The organism is Sphingobacterium puteale (assembly GCF_050986225.1).
GTDB classification, from domain to species: domain Bacteria; phylum Bacteroidota; class Bacteroidia; order Sphingobacteriales; family Sphingobacteriaceae; genus Sphingobacterium; species Sphingobacterium puteale.
Genome location: NZ_CP158959.1, coordinates 2188029 through 2214635, shown reverse-complemented (window position 1 = coordinate 2214635; position 26607 = coordinate 2188029). Strand labels below are relative to the sequence as shown.

The following is a 26607-nucleotide window of genomic DNA, read 5'->3' as shown; positions in this document are numbered from 1 at the left end:
ATTTGATTTTAAGAGATATAAACTCTAGAATATAATCGTTCGTGTTGCATGCCGCGGATATCAAATCCGATATTGCACAGCCCCACTAAATTTCTTTCAACTGCTAAAGTCTCGTGACAGAGCCCAAGTATATCATCGTGTAGGCCAAAAAGAACATCCTGACCATCGAGCTGTCCGAGCGGCACGAGTTTCACGGCGTTCGTCACCATGGTGATAGCCGCATTGTAATAAAAGCCATGTAATGCTTCTTCCAAAGGAATTTCCAATACCGAAGCCAGCATACCATACATCAAACAATAGTGGCTATCCACTTCCTTTTTCTGAATCAATTTGCCCCAGGCAACAACAAAATCCTGCTGTTGATAACGGCTAAATATTTTGTAAATGCGTACGCCCAGTTTTTTACTGGCTTCCCGGATCTCTTTTGGACTCTTCAATGCTGTACACTCCTGATCCAAAGCGATCAATGCATTTAAATCCTCGGATGTGGTGGCCTCGTACGCCAATTTCATCAGCGCAGCATCGTTATACTTTAGATTGTACCATAAATTATGGCGCACATATTTGTCAGTAGTTGCTTTATCACAGACTAAGCCCTGCTGCACATAGGTTTCCAGCCCATTTGAATGGGTAAATCCACCGATCGGTAGCGTCGGATCTGCGAGATGGAGCAACTTGCCCAGAAAAGTATTTTTCATTGACATAAATTATTTATTCATTATTTGTTGATGCGACCGTCGACGCAATACCAGTATCCTCTTTCTCCTGAATGAACAGCGGGATATTTTTTGTCGAAAATTTCAACTTTTGATGATGCTTTGGGTCTACGTTTGCATGGAGTGGGTTCAGCAGCTGCTGCATACAGCACACAGGGTCAAATCCATTTTTTGTCAACCACTCGTACATGGAGCGTTCGTAGGGCATCAGCAATTCATTTGCCTCTACAAATAGAGGCAAATGTTTGTTTCCGATTTCACTGCTGACAAAAGCAATCTGAAGGAAATCAATTGCCATCACTTTGATAACTTCACAGGGTCTGATGGTAACCACAACTATTTTTTCTTCATCTTCATACAGGATATCGCCGTCCTGCAAGCAGGAAGTATTGCCCAATAATTTTACAGCAATATCCATCCCCTCCGTTGTACGAAGACGCTGAATACGTTTGGTGGATTCATACCATTCAATCGACAGCAGATCATGACGCTTATTGGTCTGCTCGCGATTGATATTCCTTGTGATTTCTGTGATAATCATTTTCGTTCTTTAAAAAAATAGATTTTTTGACAATCCCAATCCCACAGTTGAGCCATTGATTCCTGTAATCACTTCGTGATCATCTGGAATAACAGCATCCTTGCCATGCTTCTTCTTGTAAGAGAGCTCCGCGACTTTTGCTTTCAAAGCCCAGCCTTTTCCGAGATCAATACCCACTAACGGATACACTCTGAACAGGAAACCATTGTAGCTTCCATCCACTATGCCTCCGGATGCATTAACAACATGCTGGTCACCCCAGATGTAATGTGCGTCCACTTGACCGATCAACATAAAATGTTCTCCTAACGGCCAGGTGTTGCTGTAGAATGGACCAACTTCATGGGAATGATCTGTAAAGTCAAGCGCCTTCGTATAAGCGTTGTTGAATCCATAATTTATCCCCACATTCATGTTGTCATTAAAAAAATAGCCTACGCCCACTGGTGCCGCACTAAATTGGTGGCCAGCAGCGGTTTCATGGTAATTGAGCGAACCATACAGCATGATTCCGCCTTTTTGAGCAGAGGCCGATTGTATCGAAAAGCATGCTATTGCCAGACAACATCCCAAAAATATTTTTAAATTTCTCATTGATATATCGTTGTTTTTAAGGGCAATAAAACGGTCATGAGCGTTCCGTTGCTCATTGATCATCAGCGCTACGTTTGGCTCATGACCGCTTTATTCATGTGTTTTTCATTTATATGGCCTGATGCAAGATCAAGCCCTGGTAGTCTCCATTCAGATTAAAACAAGAAATACAACTGTCCTAAAGAAACGGTATCAATTGGCTGAGAACGCAAAATTTCTCCATCCAGACTTACTTCATAGTTCTCCGGATTAACGATAATTTCGGGTGTAGCGTCGTTGTGGATCATATCTTTTTTGGAGATATTTCTACAGTTTTCTACAGGAAGTACCCCTTTTGCTAAGCCATATTCCTCTTTAATGCCGTTTTCGAATGAAATTTTGGAAACAAAGTTGAAACAGGTGTTATGAACAGCTTTTCCCAATCCGCCGAACATTGTACGTAAGATAATCGGTTGTGGTGTAGGAATGGATGCGTTGGCATCTCCCATTTTGGACGCGATGATCATACCACCTTTGATAATCATTTCCGGTTTAGCACCAAACAAGGCTGGCCGCCAAATAACCATATCCGCGATTTTACCCGGTTCGATAGAACCTACATATTTTGAGATACCATGTGCAATCGCTGGGTTGATTGTATATTTTGCGACATAACGACGTGCACGGAAGTTATCGTTGTTTTTTCCTTCATCTTCAGGTAGCGGACCTACTTGTTTTCTCATTTTGTCAGCTGTCTGCCATGTACGTGTGATAACCTCACCTACACGACCCATTGCCTGTGAATCTGAACTCATGATGCTGAATACACCACGATCTTGCAATACATCCTCAGCAGCGATTGTCTCCGGACGGATACGTGAATCGGCAAAAGCCACATCTTCAGGAATTTCTTTACTTAAGTGGTGACAAACCATCAACATATCCAAGTGCTCATCAATGGTATTTTTTGTAAATGGACGTGTCGGATTTGTGGAAGCTGGCAATACATTTGGATACATTGCCGACTTGATAATATCCGGAGCGTGACCACCGCCGGCACCTTCTGTATGGAAGGTATGGATTACACGACCGTTGATTGCTTGAATCGTATCTTCTAAGAAACCCGCTTCATTTAATGTATCCGTGTGAATAGCAACCTGTACATCGTATTTATCAGCTACCGTTAATGCTCTATCAATTGTTGCGGGTGTTGCTCCCCAGTCTTCGTGAATTTTAACTCCCAAAGCACCGGCTTCAATCTGTTCAACAATGGGTTGTTCAGTTCCCACATTTCCTTTTCCAAAGAAGCCAAAGTTCATCGGTAGATCTTCCACCGCCTGCATCATTCGACGGATATTCCATTTCCCTGGCGTTACGGTGGTGGCATTTGTCCCGTCCGCTGGACCTGTACCACCGCCGATCATGGTGGTAATACCACTATATAGGGCTGTCTCCACCTGTGTCGGACTGATGTAGTGAATATGTGTATCAATACCGCCTGGTGTTAAAATGTAACCAGCTCCGCCATGAACCTCGGTAGAAGCACCAATAATCATATTTGGGGTAATGTTATCCATAGTGTCTGGATTTCCTGCACGGCCGACACCGACAATCTTACCATCCTTTATACCAATATCCCCTTTCACAATACCCCAGTGGTCAATCACGATCGCATCGGTGATCACCATGTCCAAAGTACCTTCATCACGTGTGTGAACCGAAGATTGGCACATACCGTCGCGCACGGTTTTACCACCACCAAATTTGGCTTCATCGCCATAATAAGCGTAGTCTTTTTCAACTTCGATAATGATATCAGTATCGCCTAAACGGATTTTATCGCCACCTGTAGGGCCAAAGATGGCGCTATAATTTACTTTGCTAACTTTTAAACTCATGATATTTTGTTTTTAAAGCCTTGTTCTTTCACTTTCTTCATTGCATTTTCTCTCGCCGCCTCAGTTTCAGTATCACCGTTTACCAAATCGTTGTGCCCGTAGATTCTTCTGGCACCTGCATAAGGAACCAATTCTACATCTTTGGATTCCCCCGGTTCAAAACGCACCGCTGTACTTGCGATAATATTCAGTCGCTTGCCAAAAGCTTTTGCACGGTCAAATTCCATCATCTTGTTCACTTCAAAGAAGTGAAAATGTGAACCTACCTGAATTGGTCTATCCCCTGTATTTGTTACGGTAATGGTCGTAACCTCCCTACCTTCATTACAGATGACATGGCCATCCGCTATAAAAAATTCTCCTGGAATCATAAATTCTATTTTTAACAATTATCGAATCGGATTATGAACGGTCACCAATTTGGTACCATCCGGAAAAGTCGCCTCAATCTGCACATCGTGAATCATTTCGGGCACACCTTCCATGACATCTTCACGTGTCAATAATGTCGCGCCATACTGCATTAAATCAGCCACAGTACGGCCATCACGTGCAGCTTCCAAAAGCTCACTGCTGATCAATGCAATAGACTCCGGATAATTTAGTTTAAGTCCTCTAGCTCTACGTTTTTTTGCTAGTTCACCGGCAAGATGAAGCAATAGCTTCTCTGTCTCTCTAGGTAATAAATGCATATAAAATATTATTTAAATTGTTGTTATTTCAGTCGAAAACAAGTCAGTACAAGCCCTGACGACTTTAAAAAAATCGTTCAAAAAATCTGATAAACAAAGCCCATAGCAAAAGCTTACGGCATAGCGTTTCAGTTCTAAGCGTTGTAAGAAAAAGAAAGGATTATCCCTGAAATGGGATCTTTAAACTTTGGAAAAGAATGTATTTGGGTGGTAGGACCAATCGATCCATGTAAGGTGTTCTGCTATTCCGCATGTTGAGGCATGCAGGATAGCAAAATATAAAAAGACAAATGTACAGTACGGTCCAACCGAGGAGCTTACTCCATTCATCTTTTAAGTCGACCTGTTCACTGACATCATAAAGGTCATGATCGTGTACAGCAGCAACTATATTTTCCCGTTCAGGTTGACCAGCACCTTTGTCAATTTGTTTATGTGTGCTGGATAAACCGAGATATGTACCTGAGGAATTATGAACTTTGAGCTGTTCAGAAATAGTCATTCCTTTCAGGAGCAGGACGCTCAAAAGAAAAACTAAAAAAACTAAACTATGCCTAATCAATGTATTCACAATCCTATTATTTGTTGCCCAAATTTACAACCAAAGCAGGCCACTTCACTAGTACAAATCTTGAATTAAATAGTCTAAATTTGTCGAAAAACCTGCTTTGATTGTTTTTTTTAATTAAAATGAATATCCAATTGAAACCATAATGTTTCTTGGCGCACCCGCAAAAGCCCGTGTATAATCAAATCCCCCTAAAAAATAGTATTTATCAAATACATTGTTTAGGTTCAGTGCCATTTTCATGGCACCGATATGATAATAAGCCGCCGCATTAACTGTCGTATAGGAAGGCCATTGTCCCCAAAGGGCATTTCCTTCGCTATCCTTCCCAATGCTATTGTCCATGCGTTTGCTATCAACATAATAAACACCGGCACCAAAGCCGAGTCCTTTTAAGGAAGTATTGGAGAATACATATTTTAACCATGCGCTGGCCATATTTTTAGGTGCTCCCGGTAGCGCCTGCCCAACTTCAGATGCAACAGAAGAAGCCTTCACTTCGGTATGGTTGAACGTATAATTTGCCATCACCTGGAATTCTTTGGTCAGCTGCCCGCGGACATCCAGCTCCACTCCCCGTGACAGTGCTTTTCCAGATTGTCTATACTCCGGCAATCCCGAGTCATTGATTGTTCCTGTTGCAATAAGCATATTCCTACGCTCGATCTGAAACAAGGAAAGATCCATTTGCAGCTGATCCTTAAAAAAGCCCGTTTTCAGCCCAGTTTCAATTTGAAAACTGCGTTCAGCTTCAAAAGGCTTATCTGCACCATAGTCTTTATAGTTCTGGATAAAATTAGCGCCTACCGGTACAAAACCCTGCGAGTAGCTTGCGAAGTAATTAATCTGCTTGTTGATTCCATAAGTTAGACCGAAACGGGGCAACAAGGCATTTTGTGTAGCATGAAAGCGATTCTGTCCATCAATAGTTTCCGAAGAATAATGTTCATGCCTCAACCCCACAATTAATTTCAGACGATCCGCAATGCTGATCTGATCCTGTATGTATTTACCGGTCGTTTTATAGGGACTCAAAAAAGGATAAGCGACCTGTGTACGCCAGACGTAATTGGTCAGATCGTGTGTGGTATAGGTCGGGTTGTTCAGATCAAAAGTCAATGGCACCACTTTGCCATCCACAGTTTGCTGTCTGGCTTCCCGTAACTGATTTTCTTTATCACCACGATACTGTGCGAAGTCGATCCCCACAACGATATGGTGGTCAATTTTATCCCCTAGCAGATCCCATTTGATATATCCAACCACGTTGTCGGTATAATCACGGCCATGACGGTCAAAGAAACGCATATTCATGATGGTGTTATGTGGGGCATCCGCAAAAGTATTTAGCGTACGGTGCTCGTTGACATCTTCCTGATAGATTGATTTCATATAGCTCAGGTTCAGGCTCACATTTTCCGCCAGCCTTTGCGCCAATCGTCCACTAAATGAAAAAGTCTTGGAATTATAGAAATCAGAAGGCTGACTTAAAGTAAACGAACGTGGCAGGGCATAAAAGTTATTCTCCTTTATCCCCATTCCCCGATCCAGATAACCGTTGAATTGATTGTATACCACATCGATGTCTACGGTTGTCCCTGCAGCGGGCTTAAATGTAAATGAAGGTGCCAGCATCATCCGTTTTTGACGGTTCACATCGCGAAAGGTTTTGGTATCTTCATAGCCGGCATTAAAGCGATAGAGAATTCGTTTTGCGCTATCCAATGGGCCGCCCAGATCCACTGTGGTGCGCATGGTTTCAAAACTTCCGGCAGCAAAACTGACATGACCTTTAAAATCTTCCAAAGGCTTTTTCGTCGTCATATTGATGGTACCACCGGGTACAATGTCGCCAAATAGAGAAGCTCCAGGGCCTTTCAGCACCTCAAGGTTTTCGAGATTGATTGTTAGTGGGGAATTATAATAACTATTGCCATAACCATAGCCCGAACGTAGACCGTTCACTAAACGGACTCCAGTTTCATAACCGCTTTTAAAACCACGGATCACCACATCATCATAAGATGAAGCCTCAGTGACACCTGCAAGGTCCTGCACTAGTGCTCCTGTTGTAAATGCTTGCTTATCTTCAATAAATTCCTTACTCAGTACAGCCACAGATTGTGGCAGGTCTTTCAGCTTTCCAGCGAACTTACCGCCCAACTCCATGTTGTTGGTCAAATAGGAATTATTACGACGGCCGGTAACCAATACTTCATCCAAGGTCCGCCCTCCCTCTTCCATCATGAGTCGAATTCCTTTTTTCGGATTCCATGTAGTCTCATCAATACGAATAAGTTGTGATTTATAGCCGATCGCTTCGGCACGCAATTGTACCGGAAGGGTTGTCGCTGTAGTAAAAGCAAATTCGCCATTCGTGGCAGTACTGATCTTTTGTCCCTGGTTTTCAAGTGTCAAAGTCACTCCGGCAATTGGATTTCCGTTTTCATCCTGTACCTTCCCAAAAATCATAAAGCTCTGTTGGGCGTAAACAGCCACTGGTGTGACAGCACTTGCCAATAATGCGAAAGCGAGTGCTTTCATTGTGTTTTTCATCCGTATAAATTGTTTTTTCAATTGTGATGAAGCTATCAGATTTATTCATCGAGAGTATGTTTTATGCGGCAGTCATAAGCTCGCTTTGCTCGGGCTGAATAAATCATGATGGTTTCATCTGTATAAATTGTTCATTAGCCAGATGGCGCATACCCTGTTTAAAACTCACCTAAGATGATTTTATTGAAATAAGATGCTAAACAGGGACAGCTCCTCTGGAATTATTTTTTATCTTCTATTGCTGATTTATTTTACTTCTTGCATTCAGCTCGAATTCACATCACAAAACTGGATAGCCTTATTTTGACAATTCCAGTTCCGCTAAACATTTCCGTTTACTGGGCTGCCCCATCAGTAGCTCCATGTGAATTGTCGGAAAGCCCGATTCATCGCAGAATTCTTTGAGATAGAAGCCTTGTTTTAACCAGAATTCATGGGCTCCCTCCAAAAAAGGATGGGTGTGTAAGTAAAGTCTTTCGACCGCTTTCTCCTTGGCCACCTGTGTCAATTGGCGGAAAAGTGCTGTTCCAAGTCCAGAACGACGGTAATCGGGGTCGACAAAAAGACGCGCGACCTCGACCGTCTTCCGAGCGTCTAAATCTAGATGTGGAAAACGATAGTCATAAGCGAGCATACCGATCACACCGACCAGTTTTCCACTGTTATCCCTTGCCTGTAGAAATGTTCCAGCTTGTTCATCCAGATATACCTGTTTAAAGTTCAGCAAATCTCTGGGAATCTTTTGCGGGTCAAGCATGGGAAACAGCTGTTTCCGAAATTCAATGACATAAGGTAACACCACTTCCAAGTCCTGTACAGTGACTACGCTTATTGCGATATTTCTGATTAGATCAGTCCTTTGCATGTCCATTTTATTCATACTATTTTCGTTTTTTAGCGTCCATACCGTCAAATGGATTTGTATCCTTCTTGGCCGATTTCTTAAGACAGGTTATAGTTTATTATTTACTCCATCTAGTTCAAGGGATGGTAGCGATACCCAATTATGTGTATGAAGCATTGGAGCAAACATCCATTTTCCTTGGTTTTCCAGACTGATCAATGGCAATTCATAGGTTTGTTCTAATACTTTCCGTACCTGTTCTCTATCCATTCCTTGCAGATCGAGCAGCGTATTGTCCTGCATCAAATAAAAATGGTCACCAAAAAGATAGGCCATATTAGGATCGTGCATCACACAGAGCACAGTTGTCCCCTCCTTAACCAGTTCTTTAGCGGTCTGCAAAACGGCAATCTGATAGTTCAGGTCAAGATGGTTTGTCGGTTCATCCAAAAGCAACAGATCAGGTTGTTGCACCAATACCCGACAAAGCAAGACCAGCTGCCGTTCGCCACCTGACAGAGAAGTATAAGATTTATGTTTTAAATGTGTGAGATTAAATTTCTCCAGGATTGCATCCACAGCCTCAAAATCTTCACGGCGCGGTGAAAAGCGTGAGAACGATGCACGTCCTGTTAAAATAACATCTGCCACCTTAAAAGGGAAAGTTGTCTGATGAAACTGGTTTAAGAAACCCAGTTTAAGCACATTTGACTTACCGACCTTCCAGTTTCTACGTTCTGTTTCACCGATCAATACCGATCCCTGATAGTGTTTCTCCAATCCGGCAATAACATTGAACAAGGTCGACTTACCGCTACCGTTCCGCCCCAAAATAACCGAAAGCTTTTCTTCCGGAAAAGACACATTGACGTTCCGCAAAATAGGATCCTTACCATAGGCAAAAGATAGGTTTTCGATATGGATGGATTTGCTCATGAGTTCCAGTTAATTTCGTTCCGGCGCATCAGGTAGATAAAGAGTGGAGCGCCAATAATCATTGTAAATACCCCTATCGGAATTTCGAAAGGCATGGCTGCACGGGAAAAATCGTCAATCAATAACAGGAATGTCCCACCGATACTGATATTCGCCCATACGACAATATTATTGTTGGGGCCAAAAATCATACGGCTGATATGTGGGACAATAAGTCCGAATAAGCTAATCACACCTACCGCAGCAACAGCTGATGCGGTGATCATGGTCGCAACCCCAATCATCAGCAATTTCAGGAGTTTTGGATTCACCCCCACAGCAATTGCTTCCTGATCTCCCAATGCCAACAAATTTAATTTCCAACGCAATAAGACCAATATGATCAATCCGATCAATATGGGTAAAAAGGCGTTCTGCACTTTTGACCAGGAGGCAGTATGGAGATTTCCCATCGTCCACTGCACAATAGCCTGTAATTTATACGGATCACTGATATATTGTAACAGGGTAAGCATCGCCGTAAATACCCCTGAAATAACCATTCCTGCCAAAACCATCCCAATGATGGATGTTTTTAAACCGGCATTGGATACAAAGTAAGTCAAGGCCACAGCACAGACACCAAAAAGAAATGCCGAAACATTGACGGACAAAAGTGGAAACAGCATGGCTAAGGCGGCACCGAAAGCAGCACCGGAAGATATCCCCAACGTAAATGGGTCTACTATAGGGTTTCGAAAAATTGCCTGTAAGGTCCCCCCAGATGAGGCAAGAGCGGCACCGACCATAAAGGTCAATAAAATCCGCGGTAAACGTACTTGCCACAAAATGGTATCCATGCTGTCCATCAATACCGTCGTATCATTTCCTTTATAAAGTCCTAATTCCAATCCGATACGCTGACAAAGTTCAATAAAACCAATATGCTGACTTGAGCCGATCAATAATGAAAGCAGGAGCAGCACTAATGGCAATATCACCAGCAATAAAAGCTTTTTTAATTGAAGTATCATTGCAGAAGCCCCGCTTTACCGTATAATTTTTCAAAAGCCATTGTCATATCCTGATCGAGTTGCTCCTTGGTATAACTCGGGAAACACCAATGCCGCACCTGTTTGGCGAAGAGCATAAATTTCACGGTATGTGGATCAAAAGGAAAGGACGGTGACATCACAAATACCTGTTTATTTTTTACGGCAGGCAGTGCGGCCAATTCTTTCAGATTATAAACATCAGAACTTTTGGAATTCCATAGAATCATGAGATCGGGATTCCACTTGTAGATTGTTTCAGCGCCTACATTTGGCGCTTCCATTTCCAAAGGACAGGCATTTGCCGCCCCTGATAAGCGGATGGCCATATCAATGAGGCTACCTCTTCCCGAGGTCGAAAGTACACGTCCTTTGGACCAGGCATAATAGACCTTCTTTTGCGGTTGATCGAGCGGAACGGCCATCTTTTTGACCTCATCGCCGACAAATTTCACAATTTCCTCAGCCCGAGTTTTCTTGTCCAAAAGCGTTCCCATTCCGATCAATTCGTTAAAGATACTGGTTTCATCTTTCGATGAAAAAGTGAAGACAGGAATACCCAAATTTTCGAGCTGTGTGATATTATCCTGATCGGTATTGAATGTCAGAACAAGATCGGGATTCAGGCTTACGATGCTTTCTACATTATTGGCCTGACCTCCAAAAGTTGGTGTGGCGATACTTTTCTGAACGATACGTGGATCTAATTTCGATAAAAAAGCATAGGTATCTTCCATTTGATAGACTTGCTCAGGAATACCGACCAATCGGTCACTGGCCTGTAGCATATAAACCTCATCCACCAGAGAGGGATACAGGACAACAACACGTTGGGCCGGTTGCTCCAATGTGATTTCCTTGCCGCGGCTATCCATGGCCTTTACCCCATTTTTACTTGCATTGGACTGTTGGTTTTGACAGGCTTGTAAGCATACAAGCAAGACCAGTGACAACAGCACTATATATATTCTAATTTTCATGCTTTCTGCTATTCTTTAGCTGCCGGCGAATCCGATTTTCAGACAGCAATATCGCTTCCTCCAATTGGACAGATGCACCATATTTCGCTGCAATTTGCTCATAGAGTCGACCATCATACGGCAAATGGAGAGACTGGAGCTGATCAACCTGGAATATCGGTAGATGTCGGTTACCGACGAAATAACCAAAATCTGCCAGTTGAACCAAATCCGAGGGGTTAAACCTAATCGCCAAGGTAGGCTTAACAGTGACGATTGCCTGCAGTTCCCCATTGTGGTACAGCGCATCTCCATGATGCCACTCCTGCCCCTGCTCCAATTGCATCAAGATCGTATTACCAGACAAGGTATTTCTGGTCAAACGGCGTTTATTAATTTCAAACCATTCGATGTATACCCGATCTACCTGATCAGTGATGGCTTGGTACTGGGGCACAATGGTATCTATCGTTACAGGCAATCTATTCATTGTTGTATAGGATATATCATTCAAACTTTGCGCTGTGATCAACCATCGTTCGATCTGATCGTTGATCACCGTCGCGCATTTACTATTTCGCCGCAGCTACTTTCTGTTGGTCTTTTTTCAGTTGGACTTTCTCTTTTAACCAGTCGCACCAGTTATCTAGGCCATCTCCATTCAAGGTACTGATCGTAATCACTTCCAGGTTTGGATTGACTTCACGTGCATCTTTTGTCACAGCGTCTACGGAGAAAGGCACATAAGGTAACAAGTCTGCTTTTGAAACAAGCATCAATTCGCTGGTCAAAAACATACGTGGGTATTTTTTGGGTTTATCATCACCTTCAGTTGTCGCCAATAAAGTGACCCGATAGTCTTCACCTAGATCAAAAGCGGAAGGGCAAAGTAAGTTTCCAACATTTTCGATAAATAACAAATCAATACCTTCGATATCGATGTGATCCAGCGCCTGCAGAATCATTTGAGCTTCAATATGACACATACCGCCGGTAACAATCTGCAACGCATTGATTCCAACATCACGCATACGGATCGCATCACGTTCGGTTTCAGGATCTCCCACTAACACAGCAATGTTCAGGTCTTTGGAAAGACGCTTTCCAGTCTCTTGCATCAGCGTTGTTTTACCGGAACCCGGGGAAGAGCATACATTAACCACACATACATCTTTCAGTCTATCGCGGATACTTTTGGCGACAAAATCATTGGCTTTTAATAAATGTAGGGTTGTATTTTCACATTGAACCGAACCGACGCGGTTACCTAGACTTTTAGGATTTTGAGTATTGTCTGACATGATAAATGATTTTTTAATCGTGTTTAAAAATTACTTTGGAAATATAGAGTTCATTTCCTTGAACAATTGTACTCGAAGGTTGTCCACAATCGCAGACAAATCGGTGAAAATGAACAGGAAAGTTCTTCTGACAGTGCTCACAATAGGCGATGATATCATTTACCACAACCTCCATTTCCATATCCCGGTAATGGGTATTTTCGGTGATAAATGCGTCAAAAGCATTTTGGATCAGCACAGGCTGCACATTGGACAATAGTCCGGCTGTCACCTGAATTTTCTGGATATCATCCACTCTGGTCTCGTAATGCGAGGTCAGGGTATCGAAGATATCTTTTACTATACTTAGCTCGTGCATGGGTATATTTTAAGAAATCAATAAAATAAATTTAGAAAAGCAATACGGTTTTTCGTTCAATTTCCGTAAAGCATGAAAGCTCAAAATTGCTAAAATGGGATTTTATTTGCTCAAAAAGCAGGAACCGTGCTATGGGAATTGGTTCAATATCCAAAATATGCAGATAACGGTAGTCATTCTGCGATACTGAAGGCAGTAATTCGTGCCAGAGCAAATCGACGATAACTACCCAGCGATCTGTCAACCAATCCTGATTATTCTCGATGTCCAATTCGGCGATAGATTGCATCGACGGGTATAAAGGAACTAAATCTGGATTGTCTATTTTTAGCAGGGTTGAAAGCGGAAAATCAGCTTTATTTGGTTCAGTTTTTAGGGAAGAAATCTCGCGGTGAAAACTATCACTTTTCGGTACAATACTGTTTGCATTTAAACTTTTAAATGAAACAAACAGAACTGTAATTAGAAAAATAAAGTGCTTCCACATAGCTGTAAACTAACAAAGTAACAAGTTTCCTTTTAAAAACAATACAAAGTTACTACCGATCAAATAACAAAAAGTAGCACAAATCTTGAATTTTATTTCACAAAATCGGAAAAGCCCAAAGAAAATTCCATAATTCTTCATATATTAAATTAAAATTTGGTTAAAGCCAGATTAAAATGATCTTAGAGGCATAAATTGAAGATTTTGGCGCAAAAAATTAAAACAGTTTTAAGAGATTATAATCATCGTCCCTGGCCTATGCCAACTGGCCCCTGGCGATACTATCAGGAATGGCTTGATCTACTTTTTTTACATTTTCAAGTCGATTATGATCTGCTCCGTCCATTGGTTCCTGCCGGATTGCAAATCGATCAGCACCAAGGAAGCTGTTATGTCTCTTTGGTAGCTTTCGAGATGAAAAATATCCGCCCCAGAAATTTGCCTGCATTCCCACCGCTCTCGGACTTTTATGAAATAAATGTACGCACCTACATTGAGCAAGACGGCAAAAAGGGCGTTTATTTTATCAGTATTGAAGCAAGTAAATATTTATCCGCATTAGTCGCGAGAAAGTTATCAGGGCTACCTTACGAAAAGTCCACGATACTAAGGGATGCACAAGGATACCAGAATCTTAACCAAGGAAAGGGATTTAGGTTGAAAACGATATTTGAGGTGACCGATGAGATTAAAATAAAATCAAGTCTTGACAGCTGGCTCACCGAACGCTATTGCCTTTACCTGGACAAAGGCGATGGGATATATTGTTTTGACATCCATCATCCGGAATGGCCCTTGTTTTCAGTACAATTGCAAGAATGTCAGTTGGGCTATACGATAGGAGGTATTCATCTCCATAATGAAAATATTGCGTTGATACACTACTCTCCAGGTGTACAAGTCCTGGCTTGGGATGCTGTAACAATCAAGCCTCAGCAACGATAACATTAGTACCTACATTCACGTTTTCTGGACAAATTAATCTACTGAAATGCAAACTTCGAGGGAGAGATTTATATTTTCTATCTAAAGATGTGTTATCTCTCACATCAAATACCGAACAAAAAAAGGGGCTTGCACCTATTAAAAAGTACAACCCCTCCTATTACTGTCGGTTTTTAAGCTTCCATTTCTGTTTTTTTAACTTACCTCATGGGTCAATTGCCATACTGACTACCGATGGAGATCAAAACGATCCAACTCCATCACCTTATTCCAGGAAGCGATAAAATCTTTAGCGAATTTTTCTTTCGCATCAGCACTACCATAGATTTCAGCAACAGCTCTTAATTCAGCGTTAGAACCAAATACCAAATCTGCGCGTCCAGCAACCCATTTCTTTGCGCCCGTTTTACGGTCTGTTCCTTCAAAGAGCTCCCGATCCTGTGAAATTGCTGTCCAAGCTGTTCCCATATCCAATAGGTTCACAAAAAAGTCATTGGTCAACTGTCCAGGGCGTTCGGTCAGCACACCTGTCTGAGAGCCATCAAAATTAGCCTGAAGTACACGCATACCACCGATTAAAACGGTCAATTCAGGGACAGATAAGGTCAGTAATTGTGCTTTATCAATCAATAATGATTCTGTAGAGACTGTGTAGGAACCCTTCCGATAGTTTCTAAAGCCATCAGCAATAGGTTCTAAATATCCCATTGATTCTACATCAGTTTGTTCTTGAGAAGCATCCATACGTCCCGGATTAAACGGAACTTTAAGCGCGTGTCCACCAGCTCTTGCCCCTTGCTCGACTGCTGCGGCACCGGCTAGGACAATTAAATCGGCTAGAGATATTTTTTTACCCCCCTGTTGCTTACCATTAAAGTCCTGTTGGATCTTTTCCAGTACAGTTAGCACTTTTTGTAATTGGGTTGGGTTATTAACCTGCCAATAACGTTGTGGCGCTAACCGAATTCGAGCTCCATTTGCGCCACCACGCATATCAGATCCCCGGAATGTTGAAGCCGAAGCCCATGCCGTCGTCACCAACTCAGAGATACTAAGACCTGAAGCCAAAATAGTCGCTTTTAAATCTTCAATATCATGTGCATCGACCAAGACATGGTCCACGGCTGGAATAGGATCTTGCCATAACAATTCTTCACTTGGCACTTCAGCTCCAAGATAGCGTTCACGTGGACCTAGATCACGGTGTGTCAATTTGAACCAGGCACGAGCGAAAGCATCCGCGAAAGCATCCTGATCTTCATAGAATCTACGGGAAATTTTTTCATAAATGGGATCAAAGCGCAAAGACAGATCTGTTGTCAACATCGTCGGTCTACGTTTTTTATTTGGATCAAAAGGATCAGGAACAGTGGCTTCCACTCCCTTGGCTACCCATTGGTGTGCGCCGGCGGGACTTTTTGTAAGCTCCCATTCATTTTCAAACAGGTTTTTAAAAAAGAGGTTCGTCCATTCTGTGGGTTTCTGAGTCCAGATAACTTCCAGGCCGCTGGTAATGGCATCAGTACCGACCCCTGTACCATAGCTGCTTTTCCATCCGAGCCCTTGTTGTTCAATCCCAGCAGCCTCAGGCTCCTTACCAACATTATCGGCTGGTCCTGCACCATGTGTTTTTCCAAAAGTGTGTCCACCTGCAATTAGCGCAACAGTCTCTTCATCATCCATCGCCATACGACCAAACGTATCTCTGATATCTTTTGCCGCTGCTATAGGATCGGGATTTCCATCTGGCCCTTCTGGATTCACATAGATCAGTCCCATCTGGACGGCTGCCAAAGGTTTTTCGAGATTGCGGGAATGTTGTTTGCCATCTGCGTCATCGTCCGCTGATAAAACACCATGCGATTCAGCAACCCCTTCAGAGCCATGTGCATAACGTACATCACCACCTAACCAGGTCTTTTCCGATCCCCAGTATACATCCAATTCTGGTTCAAAAGCGTCCACACGCCCTCCTGAAAAGCCAAAGGTTTTAAATCCCATTGATTCCAATGCAACATTTCCCGTTAGGATCAATAAGTCTGCCCAGGAAATATTCTTACCATATTTTTGTTTGATCGGCCACAATAATCGACGTGCCTTATCCAAGCTCACATTGTCTGGCCAACTATTTAAAGGAGCAAAACGCTGCTGTCCGGTACTAGCACCACCACGGCCATCACTTACACGATAGGTTCCTGCACTGTGCCAGGCCATTCGAATAAATAAGGGGCCATAATGTCCAAAATCTGCCGGCCACCAGTCCTGTGAATCTGTCATCAATGCATGCAAATCTCTCTTAACGGCTTCCAGATCCAACTGTTTGAAAGCTTCAGCATAATCAAACCCTTCATCCATTGGATTTGATTTTGTCGCATGCTGTCTCAAAAGATCCACACGAAGTCTATTTGGCCACCAATCTTGATTTTGGGTTCCCCCTCCCGCAACGGCGTTGCGCATAGTTCCATTGTGAAATGGGCATTTGCTAATGTCTTTTTCGTTGTTGTCCATATTAAAAGAAAGTTTATTTATATAATACCTTAAATGATCAAATTGTTTGACTTTTACTTTCATAAAATTAAACAAATACACGATCCCCTGCTCATCGAATCACTCGATATAATATAATCAAAATCTATAAATATAACTAAACATTATAAATACAAACAGTTACAACGAACACAGGACACCCATTTATTCAGACCGTTCACTAGAATTTTAAAAACAAAAAACACGCTTTTTTTATTCTACAAATAGAAAGAACTAACATTCATTTGTCATGGGGGAATTATCCACATACCTAGTCAGTGCATTTATCGGTATAAGTCTGGCTGCGGCAACAGGTTTCCGAATTTTTATGCCTCTGTTTTTGCTCAGCCTGGGCTGTCGTCTGGAATTATTTCAGGTAAGTAATGAATGGGCTTGGGCAGGTTCTAATTTGGTCCTGATTACGACAAGCATAGCAATGATTATTGAAATTGCTGCTTACTACATCCCAGGTGTGGACAATATCCTGGACACAATTTCTATCCCCTTGGCAATGATTGCAGGCACCTTGCTTTTTGCTATACAGTTTACCGATATTTCTCCATTTTTTCGTTGGTCAGCTTCCATTATTGCTGGCGGAGGAACCGCTGCAACGATCAGTACCGTACTGGCTGGTACGAGGGCAGCTTCCTCAATCGGTACGGCAGGTCTTGGAAATTTCATTATTTCGACTATGGAGACCATTGGTTCCTCAGTCTTAACCATTTTGGCTGTATTCGTTCCTTTTATGGCTATTTTGGTCGTTTTCGCCTTATTCTATTTCTTCGGGAAGTTTGGAAAAAAACAATTGCAAAAGAAGTTCAAAAAGAGTTGAGATTAGCTGGTATACAAAAGGTCCGGTTTCCTAAAGAACCGGACCTTGCTTTGGCTATTATCAGCCGTTATAGTTTGTTCACCTAGTCAATGATAACTTCTTGTGGTCTTTTTACCTTGTCAAGATCCTTGGGAAGAATGACAGTTAATACACCATCTTCGAAACTGGCATGTACGTTATCTGTAAGCACTTGTTCATTTAATTGAAATTCACGCTCAAATGCAGTACCCAAATGCTCCTTATAGATATAAGCTGTCGCATCGTTTGTATTTTCTGTACAGGAAATCGTTAAGATTCCTTCATTTATACTCACCTGAAATTGCTCTTTCTTTCGGCCGGCAGCAAATACCTGCACTTCGTAGAACTCAGAATTTTCAGAAATATTTACAGGAACAAATTGCTGTCCTTCCCCGCGCTGTCCTGTTTCGCCTTCAAAAAAATGCTGTTGAAATTTTTCAAAACGGTCTTTGAAATGTTGACCGCAAAATCTATTTTGATTTGAATATCTGCTGGAATAATGATCTCTTTTAAACATGTCTTTATTTTTTAAGTAATGAATATTGTGTATTGCGCAATGAGCAGTCCAAGGGACTTCACTATTGCCGCTATTTTATGTTATTTGGTTTTATACCAAGTCCTGATATTAATATACCGGAACAATTGTCGCATTCTTAACGCGTTGTTGTTTGTGTAAAGGAACGATTGCAGTATTCGTCCTCGACGCACTGTACATTCCGGGATGGACCGGAACCCTGTCCATTTTAAATGAATGCATTTCTCTCCTACGCATTTTGGCCATTGCAAAGCTTCCTATTCCGAATAAGATCGTTGCAACCAACAACAGCTTAAAGATCGCTCCCATAATCAAGCTGGCTAAACCCACTATTACCGTCAATGCAATCAAGCGTGGTAATATAAATCGAATTTTATTTTTCATTTTTCTTTAATTAAATTGTTCTTTAAACCCAAAATCTGTCAATCCACCTATTGGTAATCCTATTCCTTATCCGATATACTTCTTTCGTTGTCAATTTCTCAACCCGTATAATTGTTGTATATCACTAGTAACAGATCATCGCGTCCTGTCATTACCTTTACAGTGTTTCTTTAGCTTTTGGCATAAAAAAAGGCGCCTTTATAGAAGAAGACGCCTGTATCAGGTTTTTACTTTAAAAAATTTACTTTTTTTCAGAATCCGCATCGTCCACTGAAACGACGTTTCCATTCCTCCCGCAAGCGCTCCCTTTCCTCTTCTGAAAGATCTTCATGGCGGCCCATATCAGGGGGGAAATTTTTACGGAACCCGCCTCTTCCCGGCTTACCAAATCCACGTCCAAATAGAATGCGTGATAGCACAAACAGGCCAAACGCCTGCCAATACGTGATTGCCTTTAAACTGAAAATATCACACATCAATGTATTCCACAGATATTGCAACAAGGCTACCAGCAAGAAAACTCCAATGATAATGGCAACAAACACAAAAGCAAATTTACCTTTTCCCTGTCTTCTCATTCTTCTATTCATAGCTTTATTTTTAAAATTTTAATTCTTCATACAAGTTCCGCAAACGTAAACGCAGATGTTTTACAGCATAGCCCTTTCTGCTTATGATCGTTTTCAGATTTTCATTTTCCATGTCGGCAATCTCCTGTAAGGTTTTATCTTCAATTTCATTGAGCATAAAAACCCGACGTTGTTTCTCGGGCAATTCTTCGAGGGCTTTCATCAATTCATCCCAGAAAATGTCTTTGAATAATTTAAGTTCAGGATTGTTCGAATCATCGGACAGCAAAAACTGACGTATCGGGAAAGCAGTGTCAGCTTCCTCTCCATCCCCCATTAAATCATCAAGCGATTCATCTTTCTTTTTTCGGTAGCTATCGGTAATCTTGTTTCGCGTGACAGCATACAACCATGCCCCCGCATTTTCAAGTTCGTCCATATTGGTCAAACGGCTGAATTGATACCAGACCTCCTGCAAGATATCCTCGGCATCTTCGGTCTTTTTGACCTTTCCTTTTACAAAACGCAGCAACTGCCCCCCATAAGTCTTGACGATGTCTGTAAATGATCTGGAGTTTTTTTCTGCCATATGATTTTGGTATGCAATGTCCATAGCTACATAGACGAACCAACAACGCTTTTACTCTAAATTATTTGCATCTGTATATTTTGTTCCTGTGATACAGCTATCAGATTTATTCATCGCCTGTATGTTTTAAGCGGCATTCATAAACTAGTTTCGCTCGGTTATTCACTTTCTTTGTGATTATTCATTCACAATTTGTTTTTTAGCTGTGTTCCTGAACTCATTTACTCATGCTTCCGCTTATCCCAGACAACCTTCCCTTTGTCTGTAATAAAGATAAAACGATAATTTGGAAAATTATGGATTAATTTTTTCCCTTCTTTTTCACCGAGTACCATAATGGACGTACTCAGGGCATTGGCTATTTCTGCCGATGGTCCATAGATTGTTACCGAAGTCAGTCCGGTAGCTGGATATCCGGTGATGGGATTAATAATATGGGAATAACGTTTCCCATTGATTTCGGCATATTTTTCATAGCTGCCTGAGGTCGCTACCGCCATTTCATTTAAGTGAAGAACCCGGACCATCTGATGTGATTTGAAGGGGTTATTCACTCCAATCTTCCAGGGCTCACCATTGGGTTGGCTGCCCCAGGTCGATAGATCTCCTGAAGCATTGACGATTCCGGCAGTGATTCCACGGGCTTTCATGATCTCCCTTCCCCGATCCGCCGCATACCCCTTTCCGATTGAGCCAAAGCCAATCTTCATACCCGGAAGTTCCAAGAAAATAGTCGAAGCAGCACTATCCAAAACAATATGTTTATAGCCAACTTTGGCAACCGAATTTCTGATCACATCGGCAGAAGGCATCGTATCCATACTGCTATCAAACTTCCATATTTTATCTAAAGCAACAATGCTAATATCAAAGGCTCCTTGTGAATTCCGGCTGTATTGAATTGCCCTTTTGGTCAGGTCAAATACTTCGCGGTCAACTTTAATAGGTTTAATCCCTGCATTGCGGTTGACCTCCGAAATCTGCGTATATGGACGCCACTCCGAAATCAGGTTTTCGATACGTTCAATCTCTGCAATGACTTCGACAATATGCTGGTTGGCCTGTACGCTATCCCGATCAACTAGGGTGATCTCAAAAACAGACCCCATAAGGGTCACCTGCTTTTTGAGCATTACCTGTGAAAAACCGTTAGCGGCGGCTATCAACCAAAATATTGAAATCAGTAGATACTGCTTATAATAATTCATTACACATTGTCAAAATAAATGATAGCATAAGATTGTCATGTTTAATAACAATCTGTCAGGATCTGTCCATTTTCTTTGTAGACGCTGATCGATTTGCCTGCACTTGCCAGCAGTAGCTCGTTTAACGTTGCTTCGACATCCTGTTGCATACGGAGTGAACCACATAATAAGATACAACCCTGCTGTTCGAGCAATTCAACAAAATATCTACCATCCTGACGGATCAGATCCATCACGTACTGCCCCGGCTGTTCACGTGAAAAAGCCAGCTGTACATCGTTCAGTTGCCCCATTTTTTTTTGTTTGTCGGTAAATTCCAGGTATTGTGCCGTCATTTCATTTTTTTTGCGGAAGCCTGCATAGAGTTTGACAGGTATTTTATGCTGATTTTCCGCAATCATACCCAAAAATGGTGCTATACCGGTTCCATTTGCAATCAAGGCCACAGCAGGTGCTGCCTTTGGAAAATGAAAACTTGGATTGACCATGACACGTGCCTCCAGAACCTGATCAGCTTTTAGTTGGTATAGAAATCCCGAACCAAAACCATCAGGAAATAGCTTGACGACTAATTGAACCATCCCATCCTTACATCCAATGGAATAGAAACGTTCCCGTTGATCCTGCGCCGGATAGATGGCCAACAAATCTCCGGACTGTGCTTTTATTTTTCCAAGTGGCTTTAATAAAAGTGTAAAGGTACTGTTGCTCTCCGAAACAGCTGATCGGGCAATCACTTTAAATTTCTTCAATCCAACAACTTTCGAGCTGTATATCGCTGGAGCAGAAGCCAAGGCAATATTGGTATATTCACTCCAATGATGTACCCATGAAATCAGTTCATCAACACTTTTGTCATTGACCGTATGTGGGTCTATCAGTCGGGACGCCCATGCTTGCTCGCCGAGCAACTTGTCTAACGTATACGCATAAGCACAAAAATCAGGATATGCTTTCGATCCAAAACCGAGCACAGAGAAATTAATCGTTTGCTGCTGTGGATAGGCTAACAGCTTTTTTTCAAACTGAGTCGCATTGGAAGGCGCTGTCCCTAGACCGTAGGTGGACGTAAACAGCAAAAGATGTTTTGCTTTTGGAAAGCACTGATAGTGGTTCATCCCGAGCAAAAGTGACTTTTTACCGTCCGCCAACAGCTGTTTGTGAATCTGATTGGCAAAAAACAAGGTACTTCCATTCTCAGTACCTACCAAAATAATAATTTCAGCGTCGGCCGCCTGATACTTATTCCTGATCTTTGTTCGCGTACGTTTGAAGGTAATGACAAAACCTGTATAAATAAAAAACACAATATTCAATGATGCAAGCCCCAAAATGATGGCCCATATCATATTGGTCTTACCCGTGTGAAGATCGAGCGAAAATTGTTCTGCAAGTGCAGTAAAGGGATACTTGACTTCTTTATGTACAGCACCGTTCAATTGATTTACTGTCAACTCCCGGTCTTTCAGTTTGAGGATATAATACTCGTCAGGATCTCCTTCCATAAAAGGAAACTCTACCTTCACGACATCGTTAAGTTTCGTTTTCTTGAAGATCGGAAAATCGGTTATCGTCCGTTCCTCGGTCTCATTTTCCTTCACTGGATATTCAACCGTTTGGTTTGTCTTCTTCAACAGTTCGATTCGGACCATAAATAAATAGGTCCCCGTCAAAGCCAAAATTAAAATGGGTATCAGAAACAACCGCCCTGAAACAACATGAAAATATTGTGCGAAGAAATCTCGATTGATCTTGGCAAAGAAATGTCGAACGCCTTGTTGACGTTTGATAATCAGCACCAAACCTGAGATTGTAATCAAAAATAGCAGAAAAGAAGCGATGCCAATAATAATTCGGCCTGTCACCTTTAAGAATAAGGAACGATGCAGGGACGTAATCCATTGAACAAACTGTGTTTTGTTCTTTTGCGCACCCAGATAGTTGCCGGTTTTTGGGTCAATATACCCTTTTACAGTATTTCCCTCAGCATCTATGGCGTCAATGCTCACAAATTCATTGTGGTCAACCGAAATTTCAATAATTTCGGGATAAACCTTTCGCAGGCCGGTAATGGTCTGCGAAAGATCCAAAGAATCTATATTTTCTATTCGATAGGACGGTACTTTTTCATTGACAGCGTCAACGGCCAAAATTACTCCCGTGAGCGATAATAAAAGTAAAAAAACAGAAGAAACAAGAGCTAAGGCTAAATGTGCATACCTCCAGACAGATACCAACATTTTTTTTATTGTACTTTATTTAATTTGACAAGCTTAATGTATCCCTTACCATTCGCTTTTTCAGTGATAGCCTCTTTTGTTAATGGGATTTCTACATCTGTGGTATGATATTTCTGTTCTTCGACAGCAGATTCAAAGCGAAGTTTATACCCTTTGTTGAATTTAGATTCGTCTATTTCCAATGTACGCATCGCACGATCGCCTCCACCAACGGAAGCACCGGTCACTGCACTCAGCTTTTCTTTGGTTTTAGCCTGAAATTTATACCATTCTTTCAATGTATTATACCATTGTTTATCTGGTCCCAATACAGCAAGTGTTTTTTCGTATGCTCCTTTCGGGTTTATGAGTGAAATAACGACATAAGCTCGTTCTCCTTGATAGGCGTTCATTTGGATCATACATTTATACTTACCTGTTTGGGCAAATGTGCTGACAGAAACTGTAGAAAACAAAAGTGTGGTCAGTGCGATCTTAATTATAGTATTCATCTTATTATTTTAAAAAGTCCAACTGTACATTTCCTTTTGACAAAAAGTCATTTTCTTTTGCCAGATCGTATGCGGTTTCATCAAATTCGGTTTTCAGTTCTTTTTTTGCTCCCAAAGCGACCAATGTTTTCAATAATGAATCGTCTTTGGCAATCAAAGCTGCTTTATGTAGTGCTGTGGTTCCTTCTTTATCCTGAGCATTGATATCTACCCCCAGTTCACTTGCTTTCTGAATGAGGTTTGTGCTTTCTTTAGCAACGGCAAGATGATAGAGTGTGCTACCGTTTTTCTGTGGTGCGACCACATCCAGTCCACCCGCTTTAAGCACAGCTAACTTTTCTTTAAAATCATCTACCTGTGGGCTATTGGATTGCGTAGCCTGTTGCGGACGTCCACTCTGCGGAGCCTCCCTAAAAGAATTGAACCAGTAAACAGCTAAGTTGTTACCATCCTTGTCCAATAATTTGGCATCCGCACCGTTTTTAATCAAGAGTGCTGCGATCTCAGCTGTACCATTACCCACCGCCTTGGTCAATGCAGATTCACCTTTTTCATTCACAGCATTCACATTCTTTGCTTTGGAAAGTAGCAATTCCACTAATTTTGCGTCTTTGCCATTCGCCGCAACCATAAGCGCTGTATTGCCTTCGTTATCTGCTTTTGCAACATCAACTTCCTTATTCAAAAAGTAATTGATCACCGTCATATCTGGACGGCGTACAAGTGCATGTAATAAAGTCGCACCGTCTTTATTGATGAATTTAGGATCCAATTTAAGTTTCTCTACCAAATAGGTATAAGTCTCCAGTCCATTTGATGCTTGTCTAGATCCTTGTGTAGCAAAAAACAAGGCATTGTTTGTCGGTTTTACACCACGGTCGATAAACTTTTCGACCAACGGCATGTTACCTAATTTCGCCGCATAATCTGTTACTGTACGTCCATATTCATCTTTATCTTGTATAGAAAGCCCCTTCTTGATAAAGTAATCTGTCAATGCTAGATCTTTATCAGCAGAAGCTGCCAGCATCATTAACGTGGCTCCACCTTCATATTTTTGTTTTGGGTCTACTCCGGCTTTGAATAAAGCATCATAAATAGCCATATTAGTGTTTCCTGTCGACGCAGCATAGGCGATGATCGGGTAGCCATGACTATCCTGGTAGTTTACATCAGAGCCTTTTGCAATGAGATAATCCACCAACTCCGCATTACCACTTGAAGCAGCCCAATGTAGATAGCTCCGGCTATGGTGTGTTTTCTTCGTAACACTATTTCCTTCTTGCTCAATCATGAATTTGACAACATCTGTCGGAGCTCCATTTAAAATAGCCATCGTTACGGGATCAAAAGATGCCGCATTCGGTTGTGAAGGGCTATTTCCTTTTGTAATTTCCTCCTTAACTGTAGCCAAAGTAGGTTTACCTTTCCAAAACTCACCATTCATCAAAGAATTTGTCTGTGCTTGTGCGTAAGATACCGCTAAAAGTAAAGCTGCTAAAAGTGTCTTTTTCATTAGAAACGTATTTTTTATTGATAATGAAGTCATCATGAACAATAGCTATTCCCGCTAGCTGTTTGTGAATATCGGATGGCTCTTGCTAACCTCAGCTAAATGCTATTATTAAACCGAAGAACCAACCTCTTATTTAAATTAATTCTAAATTACTGCAAATCTATAAAATATTCCGGTACTAAAAAATTAATACGGGTTAAATTTCCCCATCGTATACCTCTTTAGACTTTTTTTCCAAACCCGACAAGCCCAACTTGCAAATCCAACAAAATTATCTTAGTTTAAGCTAACACTAAGGAAGCAACAGAATGAATACGGTATCGTCCAATCTTTTTCCAATAAGTTCTTTTGAGGGTAAACCAAGCCATAAACTCTTCTATAATATATTTAAACCTGAGAATCAAAAGGTACGAGGGACAATATTGATTGTTCATGGGATGCAGGAACATAGTGGCCGGTATCAAATGCTTGCCGATCATCTGGCTAACCGTGGTTTTGCTGTACTCACCTATGATCAGCTGGGACATGGGAAAACGGCCTTGAATGCGAATGGATTAGGTTATTTTCAAGAATCTGATCCAGCGGAACAACTCGTGCAGGATGCGCTAACAATGAGCACTTTATTGCAACAAAGCTATCCCGATCAACCGCATTTTATTTTAGGGCATTCCATGGGATCTTTTGTTACCCGTTGCGCCTTACAAGAAGCAGGAGATCGTTTTAAAGGGGCAATAATCGTTGGGACGGGCGCGCGACAAAAGGGATCCACCGCTTTTCGTATGCTGTTGGCAGTTCTCAACTCCTTTGCACCTAAAAAACGAAGCCGATTGATTAACAGCATATTTGATCAGCGTAATAATGCCGGATTTAAAAATGAGCCCAATCAAAATAACTGCAATTGGCTGAGTGTCAACAAAGCGAATCGAATTGCTTTTATCGAAGATCCGCTATGTGGCGGCTTATTTACCAACAATGGCTTTTATACGGTATTAAGTCTATCGCTACGTGCGACAGACAATAAGCTGACAAAAGGTATCCCGAAAAACTTGCCCTTATTATTTATTAGCGGACAAGATGACCCTATTGGCGATTTTGGGAAGGGAGTGGAACAGGCGGCCACTCAGCTGCGCTCGCAGGGACAGACGGATATTACCATCAAACTGTACAAAGGAATGCGCCACGAAATACTCAACGAGGATTGCAGAGAAGATGTTTTTAAATGCATTGATCAATGGCTTGACCAGCATTTACATTAATTGTGGCCTAAGTATTTGGGCTAAGCCATTACTGTAGC

At 41.7% G+C, this 26607-nt stretch carries 28 protein-coding genes; 3 read left to right on the top strand and 25 right to left on the bottom strand.

Annotation, left to right across the window (positions count from 1 at the left end; all coding sequences use genetic code 11):
• Positions 1 to 8: 8 nt before the first annotated feature.
• From ABTV71_RS09075 to ABTV71_RS09000, 16 genes are all read right to left on the bottom strand, one after another.
• The gene (locus tag ABTV71_RS09075; protein ID WP_433902985.1) at positions 9 to 698 is read right to left on the bottom strand and encodes an urease accessory protein UreF; all 690 of its coding nucleotides are present in this window, start codon (positions 696 to 698) and stop codon (positions 9 to 11) included.
• Between the two features lie 13 nt (positions 699 to 711).
• Positions 712 to 1257 carry an urease accessory protein UreE gene (locus ABTV71_RS09070; RefSeq protein WP_433902984.1) on the bottom strand — a complete coding sequence of 182 codons (546 nt, stop codon included), beginning with the start codon at positions 1255 to 1257 and terminating at the stop codon, positions 712 to 714.
• Between the two features lie 9 nt (positions 1258 to 1266).
• Positions 1267 to 1851: a hypothetical protein gene (locus tag ABTV71_RS09065; protein WP_433902983.1), complete on the bottom strand. Its 585-nt coding sequence runs from the start codon at positions 1849 to 1851 to the stop codon at positions 1267 to 1269.
• Positions 1852 to 2006: 155 nt separating this feature from the next.
• Positions 2007 to 3728 carry an urease subunit alpha gene (gene ureC, locus ABTV71_RS09060; RefSeq protein ID WP_433902982.1) on the bottom strand — a complete coding sequence of 574 codons (1722 nt, stop codon included), beginning with the start codon at positions 3726 to 3728 and terminating at the stop codon, positions 2007 to 2009.
• Positions 3725 to 4099 (bottom strand): urease subunit beta, encoded by a 375-nt coding sequence (ureB, locus tag ABTV71_RS09055; RefSeq protein ID WP_433902981.1) that lies wholly within the window; start codon positions 4097 to 4099, stop codon positions 3725 to 3727. The genes ureC and ureB overlap by 4 nt, the downstream gene beginning before the upstream one ends.
• An 18-nt stretch (positions 4100 to 4117) precedes the next feature.
• Positions 4118 to 4420, bottom strand: coding sequence for an urease subunit gamma (gene ureA, locus ABTV71_RS09050; protein ID WP_077435612.1), 303 nt, complete (start codon positions 4418 to 4420; stop codon positions 4118 to 4120).
• A 160-nt stretch (positions 4421 to 4580) separates the two neighbouring features.
• A complete protein-coding gene (locus tag ABTV71_RS09045; RefSeq protein ID WP_433902980.1) occupies positions 4581 to 4991 on the bottom strand; it encodes a hypothetical protein in 411 nt (136 codons plus the stop codon).
• Positions 4992 to 5105: 114 nt separating this feature from the next.
• Positions 5106 to 7544, bottom strand: a complete 2439-nt coding sequence (locus tag ABTV71_RS09040) for a TonB-dependent siderophore receptor (protein WP_433902979.1) — start codon at positions 7542 to 7544, stop codon at positions 5106 to 5108.
• Between the two features lie 298 nt (positions 7545 to 7842).
• Complete coding sequence (locus ABTV71_RS09035) at positions 7843 to 8424, bottom strand: GNAT family N-acetyltransferase (protein WP_433902978.1); 582 nt, start codon at positions 8422 to 8424, stop codon at positions 7843 to 7845.
• Between the two features lie 72 nt (positions 8425 to 8496).
• On the bottom strand, positions 8497 to 9324 hold the full coding sequence (locus tag ABTV71_RS09030; protein WP_433902977.1) for an ABC transporter ATP-binding protein: 828 nt from the start codon (positions 9322 to 9324) through the stop codon (positions 8497 to 8499).
• Positions 9321 to 10337 carry a FecCD family ABC transporter permease gene (locus tag ABTV71_RS09025; protein ID WP_433902976.1) on the bottom strand — a complete coding sequence of 339 codons (1017 nt, stop codon included), beginning with the start codon at positions 10335 to 10337 and terminating at the stop codon, positions 9321 to 9323. The genes ABTV71_RS09030 and ABTV71_RS09025 overlap by 4 nt, the downstream gene beginning before the upstream one ends.
• A complete protein-coding gene (locus ABTV71_RS09020) occupies positions 10334 to 11335 on the bottom strand; it encodes an ABC transporter substrate-binding protein (protein WP_433902975.1) in 1002 nt (333 codons plus the stop codon). The genes ABTV71_RS09025 and ABTV71_RS09020 overlap by 4 nt, the downstream gene beginning before the upstream one ends.
• Positions 11325 to 11873 carry a hypothetical protein gene (locus ABTV71_RS09015; protein ID WP_433902974.1) on the bottom strand — a complete coding sequence of 183 codons (549 nt, stop codon included), beginning with the start codon at positions 11871 to 11873 and terminating at the stop codon, positions 11325 to 11327. The genes ABTV71_RS09020 and ABTV71_RS09015 overlap by 11 nt, the downstream gene beginning before the upstream one ends.
• A gap of 13 nt (positions 11874 to 11886) precedes the next feature.
• Positions 11887 to 12615, bottom strand: coding sequence for a hydrogenase nickel incorporation protein HypB (gene hypB / locus ABTV71_RS09010; protein WP_433902973.1), 729 nt, complete (start codon positions 12613 to 12615; stop codon positions 11887 to 11889).
• Positions 12616 to 12628: 13 nt separating this feature from the next.
• The gene (locus tag ABTV71_RS09005) at positions 12629 to 12973 is read right to left on the bottom strand and encodes a hydrogenase maturation nickel metallochaperone HypA (protein WP_077435628.1); all 345 of its coding nucleotides are present in this window, start codon (positions 12971 to 12973) and stop codon (positions 12629 to 12631) included.
• 31 nt (positions 12974 to 13004) lie between these two features.
• Positions 13005 to 13460 (bottom strand): hypothetical protein, encoded by a 456-nt coding sequence (locus tag ABTV71_RS09000; protein ID WP_433902972.1) that lies wholly within the window; start codon positions 13458 to 13460, stop codon positions 13005 to 13007.
• Between the two features lie 204 nt (positions 13461 to 13664).
• On the opposite strand from ABTV71_RS09000, the gene ABTV71_RS08995 reads away from it, so the two are divergent.
• On the top strand, positions 13665 to 14405 hold the full coding sequence (locus tag ABTV71_RS08995) for a YqjF family protein (protein ID WP_433902971.1): 741 nt from the start codon (positions 13665 to 13667) through the stop codon (positions 14403 to 14405).
• A 228-nt stretch (positions 14406 to 14633) separates the two neighbouring features.
• On the opposite strand, the gene katG is transcribed toward ABTV71_RS08995, so the two are convergent.
• Complete coding sequence (katG, locus tag ABTV71_RS08990) at positions 14634 to 16913, bottom strand: catalase/peroxidase HPI (RefSeq protein ID WP_433902970.1); 2280 nt, start codon at positions 16911 to 16913, stop codon at positions 14634 to 14636.
• 268 nt (positions 16914 to 17181) lie between these two features.
• Here katG and ABTV71_RS08985 point away from each other — a divergent pair, with 268 nt between their 5' ends.
• A complete protein-coding gene (locus ABTV71_RS08985; RefSeq protein ID WP_433902969.1) occupies positions 17182 to 17763 on the top strand; it encodes a DUF4126 domain-containing protein in 582 nt (193 codons plus the stop codon).
• Between the two features lie 82 nt (positions 17764 to 17845).
• On the opposite strand, the gene ABTV71_RS08980 is transcribed toward ABTV71_RS08985, so the two are convergent.
• From ABTV71_RS08980 to ABTV71_RS08945, 8 genes are all read right to left on the bottom strand, one after another.
• The gene (locus tag ABTV71_RS08980) at positions 17846 to 18298 is read right to left on the bottom strand and encodes an Hsp20/alpha crystallin family protein (RefSeq protein ID WP_433902968.1); all 453 of its coding nucleotides are present in this window, start codon (positions 18296 to 18298) and stop codon (positions 17846 to 17848) included.
• Between the two features lie 108 nt (positions 18299 to 18406).
• Positions 18407 to 18700, bottom strand: coding sequence for a hypothetical protein (locus tag ABTV71_RS08975; protein ID WP_433902967.1), 294 nt, complete (start codon positions 18698 to 18700; stop codon positions 18407 to 18409).
• Between the two features lie 251 nt (positions 18701 to 18951).
• A complete protein-coding gene (locus ABTV71_RS08970; protein ID WP_077436740.1) occupies positions 18952 to 19290 on the bottom strand; it encodes a hypothetical protein in 339 nt (112 codons plus the stop codon).
• A gap of 10 nt (positions 19291 to 19300) precedes the next feature.
• Positions 19301 to 19858 carry an RNA polymerase sigma factor gene (locus ABTV71_RS08965; protein ID WP_220700129.1) on the bottom strand — a complete coding sequence of 186 codons (558 nt, stop codon included), beginning with the start codon at positions 19856 to 19858 and terminating at the stop codon, positions 19301 to 19303.
• Positions 19859 to 20079: 221 nt separating this feature from the next.
• Entirely contained in the window at positions 20080 to 21066 is a 987-nt protein-coding gene (locus tag ABTV71_RS08960) for an FAD:protein FMN transferase (protein ID WP_433902966.1), read from the bottom strand.
• A gap of 41 nt (positions 21067 to 21107) precedes the next feature.
• Positions 21108 to 23306: a PepSY domain-containing protein gene (locus ABTV71_RS08955; RefSeq protein ID WP_433902965.1), complete on the bottom strand. Its 2199-nt coding sequence runs from the start codon at positions 23304 to 23306 to the stop codon at positions 21108 to 21110.
• A 5-nt stretch (positions 23307 to 23311) separates the two neighbouring features.
• Entirely contained in the window at positions 23312 to 23797 is a 486-nt protein-coding gene (locus ABTV71_RS08950; RefSeq protein WP_433902964.1) for a DUF2271 domain-containing protein, read from the bottom strand.
• Positions 23798 to 23801: 4 nt separating this feature from the next.
• Positions 23802 to 25313, bottom strand: a complete 1512-nt coding sequence (locus tag ABTV71_RS08945; RefSeq protein WP_433902963.1) for an ankyrin repeat domain-containing protein — start codon at positions 25311 to 25313, stop codon at positions 23802 to 23804.
• A 308-nt stretch (positions 25314 to 25621) separates the two neighbouring features.
• Here ABTV71_RS08945 and ABTV71_RS08940 point away from each other — a divergent pair, with 308 nt between their 5' ends.
• On the top strand, positions 25622 to 26569 hold the full coding sequence (locus ABTV71_RS08940; protein WP_433902962.1) for an alpha/beta fold hydrolase: 948 nt from the start codon (positions 25622 to 25624) through the stop codon (positions 26567 to 26569).
• The last annotated feature ends 38 nt before the right edge of the window (positions 26570 to 26607 follow it).